This window comes from Allobosea sp. CER48 (assembly GCF_044752385.1).
In the GTDB taxonomy this organism is placed as follows: domain Bacteria; phylum Pseudomonadota; class Alphaproteobacteria; order Rhizobiales; family Beijerinckiaceae; genus Allobosea.
The window spans coordinates 1-6905 of the sequence record NZ_JBIWYK010000153.1; the positions used below are offsets into that span (position 1 = coordinate 1).

7 protein-coding genes are annotated in these 6905 nt (G+C 69.7%); 6 read left to right on the forward strand and 1 reads right to left on the reverse strand.

Annotated elements, in window-relative coordinates; all coding sequences use genetic code 11:
- Positions 1-1722, reverse strand: a 1722-nt coding sequence (hrpB, locus tag ACIPIA_RS07895; RefSeq protein WP_400508303.1) for an ATP-dependent helicase HrpB, incomplete at its 3' end; no start/stop codon positions are given.
- A gap of 78 nt (positions 1723-1800) precedes the next feature.
- Between hrpB and trpA the strand changes: the two genes are divergently transcribed.
- From trpA to ACIPIA_RS07925, 6 genes are all read left to right on the forward strand, one after another.
- Positions 1801-2646, forward strand: a complete 846-nt coding sequence (trpA, locus tag ACIPIA_RS07900) for a tryptophan synthase subunit alpha (RefSeq protein WP_400508305.1) — start codon at positions 1801-1803, stop codon at positions 2644-2646.
- Between the two features lie 116 nt (positions 2647-2762).
- Complete coding sequence (gene accD / locus ACIPIA_RS07905; protein WP_400508307.1) at positions 2763-3668, forward strand: acetyl-CoA carboxylase, carboxyltransferase subunit beta; 906 nt, start codon at positions 2763-2765, stop codon at positions 3666-3668.
- Between the two features lie 28 nt (positions 3669-3696).
- Entirely contained in the window at positions 3697-5019 is a 1323-nt protein-coding gene (locus ACIPIA_RS07910) for a bifunctional folylpolyglutamate synthase/dihydrofolate synthase (protein WP_400508309.1), read from the forward strand.
- A 38-nt stretch (positions 5020-5057) separates the two neighbouring features.
- Positions 5058-5480 (forward strand): hypothetical protein, encoded by a 423-nt coding sequence (locus ACIPIA_RS07915; protein ID WP_400508311.1) that lies wholly within the window; start codon positions 5058-5060, stop codon positions 5478-5480.
- Between the two features lie 36 nt (positions 5481-5516).
- The gene (locus ACIPIA_RS07920; protein ID WP_400508313.1) at positions 5517-6359 is read left to right on the forward strand and encodes an aldo/keto reductase; all 843 of its coding nucleotides are present in this window, start codon (positions 5517-5519) and stop codon (positions 6357-6359) included.
- A 132-nt stretch (positions 6360-6491) separates the two neighbouring features.
- On the forward strand, positions 6492-6905 hold a 414-nt coding region (locus ACIPIA_RS07925; RefSeq protein ID WP_400508315.1), incomplete at its 3' end, for a L,D-transpeptidase.

Sequence of the window (6905 nt, forward strand, 5' to 3'; positions counted from 1 at the left end):
GGCGATCGCCGCCGCGGCCATGATACGCGCCTGCTGGGCCGCCCCGGTCATTTCGGCAACGACGATGTAGGACTCACGCGCCAGGCGCTGCGAGGGCTCCAGCGCACCACCGCGGCCATTGGCGAGCAAATACTGGCCGGAGCCCGGTGCCCGGGCCTTGGCGACGCGGTCGGGATAGGCGAAGGCGAGCAGGAGGCCCGGCGAGAGCGGTTCAACCGCAATGGGCTGATTCGCGGCGAGACTCCGCTCGGCGGTTCGCGCCCAGCCCTCGGCAAGGCGCCGCATGTCGCCGGCCCGGCCGCCCCGCTCGCGATCGAAACGATCGAGGCGCTCGGTGAGGTCGATGGCTTCGCCGCCCAGGCCACGCTCGACCAGCAAGGCGGCCAGATCGGCGGCGACGCCCGTCTGGCCGAAGCGCGCGGCAGCCACGACCATCCGGGCGAGCCGCGGCGGCAGCGGCAGGGCCTGCAAGGCGCGGCCATCCGGCGTGATCCGGCCATCGGCATCGAGCGCGCCGATATTGCTCAGCAGCGCGCGGGCTTCCTTGAGGGCGGGCGCGGGCGGCAGATCGAGGAAGGCGAGCGTCGTCGGATCGCCCACGCCCCAGGCGGCGCAATCCAGCAGCAGCGGGCTGAGGTCGGCCGACAGGATTTCCGGCCTCGCGAAGGCTTCGAGCGCCCCGGTCGCAGCCTCCTCCCAGAGCCGATAGCAGACGCCCGGCTCGGTGCGGCCGGCGCGGCCGCGACGCTGGTCGGCGGCGGCGCGGCTGACGCGCCGGGTCTCCAGCCGGGTCACGCCGATATCGGGCTCGTAGACCGGCACGCGAGCAAGGCCGGAATCGATCACCACGCGGACGCCCTCGATCGTCAGCGAGGTCTCGGCGATGGCCGTGGCGAGCACGATCTTCCGTTTGCCCGCAGGCGCCGGCAGCACGGCGCGATCCTGATCGCGCTGGTCGAGCGCGCCATAGAGCGGGGCGATCTCGACGGCGGGATCACGAAGCTTCTCCCGCAGGCGCTCCTCGACACGCCGGATCTCGCCCTGCCCGGGCAGGAAGACGAGCTGCGAGCCCGGCTGCTCGTTGAGAGCGAGCAGGATCGTCTCGGTGACCTGGTCCTCGATCCGCTTCAGCGGGTCGCGGCTGCGATGGCGCGTCTCGATGGGAAAGGCGCGGCCCTCGCTCTCGATCACCGGGGCATCACGCAGCAGCTTCGCGACGCGGGCGCCGTCGAGCGTCGCAGACATCACGAGGAGGCGCAGGTCCTCGCGCAGGCCACCCTGTGCATCGAGCGCCAGCGCGAGGCCGAAATCGGCATCCAGCGAACGCTCGTGGAATTCGTCGAAGAGCACCGCCGCGACGCCTTCCAGCGCTGGATCGTCGAGGATCATCCGGGCGAAGACGCCTTCGGTGACGACCTCGATGCGCGTCTTCGGGCCGATCCTGGAGCCGAGTCGCACGCGCAGGCCGACGGTCTCGCCGACGCGCTCGCCGAGCGTCTGCGCCATCCGGCTGGCCGCGCCGCGCGCCGCCAGTCGGCGTGGTTCGAGAACGATCAGCTTGCCGGCCTTCGTCCAGGGTTCGTCGAGCAGCGCGAGCGGCACGCGCGTGGTCTTGCCGGCGCCGGGCGGCGCGACGAGCACGGCGTTCGGCCGCTCCCGCAGGGCGGCGGCGAGATCGCCGAGAACGGCGTCGATCGGGAGGGCTGTGTCGAAGGCGCGCATGCCCGGCCGATGTGGCGCAGGCTCGCCCTGTGCGCAAGCCACTCGCCAGCCCGGCCGCGCCATGCTAACCGCAGGCGCATGACAGAGACCGGCCAGACCCGCATCCAGAACCGCTTCCAGGCCTGCGCCCGCGAGGGCCGGGCGGCGCTCGTGACCTTCGTCACCGCCGGCGACCCCGATTTCGAGACATCGAGCGCGATCCTCGCGGCCCTTCCCGGAGCCGGCGCGGACGTGATCGAGCTCGGCGTGCCGTTCACCGATCCGATGGCGGACGGTATCCCGGTCCAGCTCGCCGGCCAGCGCGCGCTCAAGGCCGGGCAGACGCTCAGGAAGACCCTCGACATGGTCGAGAGCTTCCGCAAGGCGGGCCACGATACGCCGATCGTGCTGATGGGCTACTACAACCCGATCTATGTCTATGGCGTCGACGCCTTCCTCGCGGATGCCCGCCGCGTCGGTATCGACGGACTGATCGTCGTCGACCTGCCGCCGGAAGAGGACGAGGAGCTCTGCCTGCCGGCGCTGAAGGCCGGCGTCTCCTTCATCCGCCTGGCCACGCCGACGACCGACGACAAGCGCCTGCCCAAGGTGCTGCAGAACACGTCAGGCTTCGTCTACTACGTCTCGATGACCGGCGTGACCGGCGGCGCGATCGCCGATTACGGCGCAGTCGGCGACGCGGTCACCCGTATAAAGCGACATACCGACCTGCCGGTTGCGGTCGGCTTCGGCGTGAAGACCGCTGCCGACGCCGCCACCATTGCCAGGAGCGCCGACGGCGTGGTCGTCGGTTCCGCGCTGGTGGAGCGCGTCCGGCTGTCGCTGGACGGCGAGGGCAAGGCCACGGAAAAGACGGTTTCGGCTGTCACTTCGCTGGTCAGCGAGCTCGCACAGGGCGTCCGCTCCGCAGCCAAGGCGGCCTGAGGCCGGTTTCGTTCAACGATCGCGCCGCTTGCCCACCGGCAGGCGCGACCTATTTCTGGCATGACGGCGCCAGGGCCCGGAAAGCTCACGCCGAAAGCCCATCAGGGATTCATTCGATGAACTGGATTTCCGAAGTCGTCCGGCCGCGCATCAAGACGCTGTTCAAGCGCGAGACCCCGGAGAACCTCTGGATCAAGTGCCCCGATTCCGGGCAGATGGTCTTCCACAAGGATGTCGAGGCCAATGGCTACGTCATCCCCGGCTCCGAACACCACATGCGCGTCACCGCGCCGGAGCGCCTGCGCCTCACCTTCGACGACGGGAAGTGGCTCGACGTCGCCCTGCCTGAAGTCGCGGTCGATCCGCTGAAGTTCCGCGACGAGAAGCGCTATGTCGACCGGCTGAAGGACGCCCGCGCCAAGACCGGCGCGCAGGACGCCTTCAAGATCGGCTATGGCCGGGTCAAGGGCCTGCCGATGACGGTCGCGGCGCAGGATTTCCATTTCATGGGCGGCTCGCTCGGCATGGCCGCCGGCGACGCCTTCGTGAAGGGGGCGGAGACCGCGCTCGAGAAGAAGACGCCCTATGTGGTGTTCGCGGCCTCGGGCGGCGCGCGCATGCAGGAAGGCATCCTCTCGCTGATGCAGTTGCCGCGCACCACCGTTGCGGTGCGGCGTCTACGCGCGGCCGGTCTGCCCTATTTCGTGGTCCTGACCAACCCGACCACCGGCGGCGTAACCGCCTCCTATGCCATGCTCGGCGACATCCACATCGCCGAGCCCGGCGCGCTGATCGGCTTCGCCGGCCCCCGCGTGATCGAGCAGACGATCCGCGAGAAGCTGCCGGAAGGCTTCCAGCGCTCGGAATATCTCAAGGATCACGGCATGGTCGACATGGTCGTGCATCGCCGCGACATCCCCGAGACGCTGGCGCGGCTCGGCCGCCTGCTCACGAGGCAGCCTGCGATGAAGAGCGAGGCGGCCACTCCCGCTCCGGCCCGCCCCGTAGCCGAAGCGGTCTGACGTCTATCCGCTAGAGGGCGGTCGCATCATGGGGTCATCCGACACGCTGCTCGCGCGCTTCATGGCGCTGCATCCCAAGCTGATCGACCTCTCGCTCGGCCGCATCCTCACGCTGCTCGAGCGGCTGGGCGACCCGCAGAAGCGCCTGCCTCCGGTGATCCATGTCGCCGGCACCAACGGCAAGGGCTCGACCATCGCCTTCATGCGGGCGATCCTTGAAGCCGCCGGGCTCTCGGTCCACGTCTACATATCCCCCCATCTGGTGCGCTTCCATGAGCGCATCAGGCTGGGCGCACCGGGCGGCGGCCGCTTCGTCGACGAGGACAAGCTCGTCGAGGCCCTGGAGCGCTGCGAAGCGGCCAATGCCGGCGACCCGATCACCTTCTTCGAAATGACGACCGCGGCTGGGCTGCTGCTCTTCGCCGAGCATCCCGCCGACGTGCTGTTGCTGGAGGTCGGTCTCGGGGGACGCTTCGACGCGACGAACGTCATCGCGCATCCCGCCTGCACCGTGGTGACGCCGGTGTCGCTCGACCATTCCGAATATCTCGGCGACACCGTCACCAAGATCGCCGGCGAGAAGGCCGGTATCTTCAAGCGCGGCGCACCGGCCGTGATCGCGCCGCAGGAGCCCGAGCCGACGGCTGTGCTCGAAGCTGCAGCGGAGCGCGCCGGTGCGTCCAAGATCCTGATCGGCGCGCAGGACTTCAATGTCCACGAGGCCGGCGGGCGGCTGGTCTATGAGGACCAGGACGGACTGCTAGACCTGCCGCTGCCCCGCCTCGCCGGGCGTCACCAGCACATCAACGCCGGCACCGCGATCGCTGCCCTGCGCGCAGCCGGCTACGGCGCCCTGCCCGCACGCGCCTTCGAGCAAGGCATGCGCAATGCCGACTGGCCGGCGCGGCTGCAGCGGCTGGCGCGCGGGCGCCTCGCCGAGATCGTGCCCGATGGCGCCGAGCTCTGGCTCGACGGCGGCCACAACCCGGATGGCGGGCGCGTGCTGGCCCAGGCCATGGCCGATCTCGCCGACCGCAACCCGGCACCGCTGGTGATGATCGCAGGCCTGCTCTCGACCAAGGATGCAGCCGCCACGCTCGGTCATTTCAAAGGGCTGGCGCAGGCGCTCTACGCCGTGCCCATCCAGAACTCGCTCGCCGCGCGCCCGGCGGAGGAGGTTGCGCAAGCCGCCCGCGGCGCCGGGCTGGCAGCCGATGTCTCGGGCTCGGTCGAGCAAGCGCTCCGGACGATCGCCGCCCGCGCCTGGCCGGCTCCGCCGCGCATCCTGATCTGCGGTTCGCTCTACCTCGCCGGCGAGGTGCTCTCGGCCAACGGCACGCCGCCGACCTGACCGGCGAGAGAATGACCAGCCTGGAAGCAGGAGGAGCCATGCCCGTTCCCGGACTGACCGCTTTCGTCACCACGCTGCTCTGCGGCATGCTCGGCGGCTGCGTCAGTGCGGGCGGGACGGCCTCGCCGAGCGAGGCCGACGCCGAGCGCGTCGCCTCGGGCAAGCCGACCTTCCTGCAGCAGACCTACATGACGATGGACACGCGTTGCCGGCCCGTGAAGCGCCCGACCGGCGTTCTGACGCAGGCGCCGCGACACGGCAAGGTCCGGATGGCGACGAAGACCGCCAATGCCGAATACGGCCCCGGCGAGTATCGGCACTGCGACGGCAAGCCCGGGCAATCGCTCGCCTTCGAATACACCTCGCGCCCGGGCTATCGCGGGCCGGACCAGTTCGGCGTGCGCGTGCGCTACGGCGATGGCGAGATCCGCCATGTGCAGTTCGAGGTCGAGGTCGACTGAGACACAAATTCCGATCGAGCATCAGAGGGGAGCGTCATGCAGCGCAGCTTCGGAGCCACCGGGCCGGCCATTGCCGCGATCGGCCAAGGTAGCTGGTACAGCGAGCAGGGCGACCGGCGCGAGGCGATCGCCGCCTTCCGGCGCGGCCTCGATCTTGGCCTGAACCATATCGACACGGCCGAGATGTATGGCGACGGCCGCTCCGAGGCGCTGATCGGCGAGGCCATCGCGGGCCGGCGAGACGAGGTTTTCCTGGTTTCGAAGGTACTGCCGCACAATGCCTCTCGGCTGGGCGTGCGCGCCGCCTGCGAACGCTCGCTGAGGCAGCTCAAGACCGATCGGCTCGACTGCTACCTGCTGCACTGGCGCGGACCGCATCCCCTGGCCGAAACCTTCGCGGCCTTCGAGACGCTGAAGGAGGAAGGGAAGATCCTCTCCTGGGGCGTCAGCAATTTCGACGAAGACGACCTCGACGAGGCGCTTTCCGCTGCCGGCGATGGCAGGATCGCCTGCAATCAGGTGCTCTATCACCTGCGCGAGCGCGCCATCGAGCACGCGGTGATCCCATGGTGCGAGCGCCATGGCGTCGCCGTCACCGCATACAGCCCGTTCGGCCATGACGATTTCCCTGCGCCCGGCAGCGCGCAAGGCAACCTCCTCGCCGGGATCGCCTCGGCGCATGGCGCGACGCCGCGGCAGGTCGCGCTCGCCTTCCTGACGCGGCGCCCCGGCGTCTTCGCGATCCCGAAGGCCGGCAAGGTCGCCCATGTCGAGGACAATGCCGGAGCGCTGGACCTTGCCTTGTCCGATGACGAGATCGCCCGCATCGACGCCGGCTTCCCCCGCGGCCGCAAGCCGCAGGCGTTGCCGATGATTTGATCGGCCGCGGAAACCACGTTCCGCCTTCCCGCTTTACAGGTTCCCGCACCCGCGCTTTCCTAGAGTCAAGGGCGAAGGCCGGCAGAGCCTCACGAACGCCCGCTCAACGGTAGCGTCTTCGGAGTTCGGGCGATGCGTCGCGTTCTCGGCATCTTGGCCGTCCTGTTCCTGTCAGTGCTCGGCGCCGCACAGGCGCAAGCCGGAGTCGATGTCAGGGTCGACATTGCCGCCCAGCGCATGAAGGTCAGCACGAGCGACGGCGAGGTCTACGACTGGAAGATCTCATCCGGCCGCAGCGGCTTCCGCTCGCCCAATGGCGTCTACCGACCGACCCGCCTCGAAAGGAGCTGGTACTCGCGCAAGTATGGCGGCGCGATGCCCCACGCGGTGTTCTTCCGCGGGGGCTACGCGATCCACGGCACGACGGCGGTTGGCGCGCTGGGTCGCCCCGCCTCGCATGGCTGCATCCGGCTGCATCCCGCCAACGCCGCCAAGCTCTTTGCACTGGTGAAGAGACACGGCGCGGGCCAGACGCGGATCGCGCTG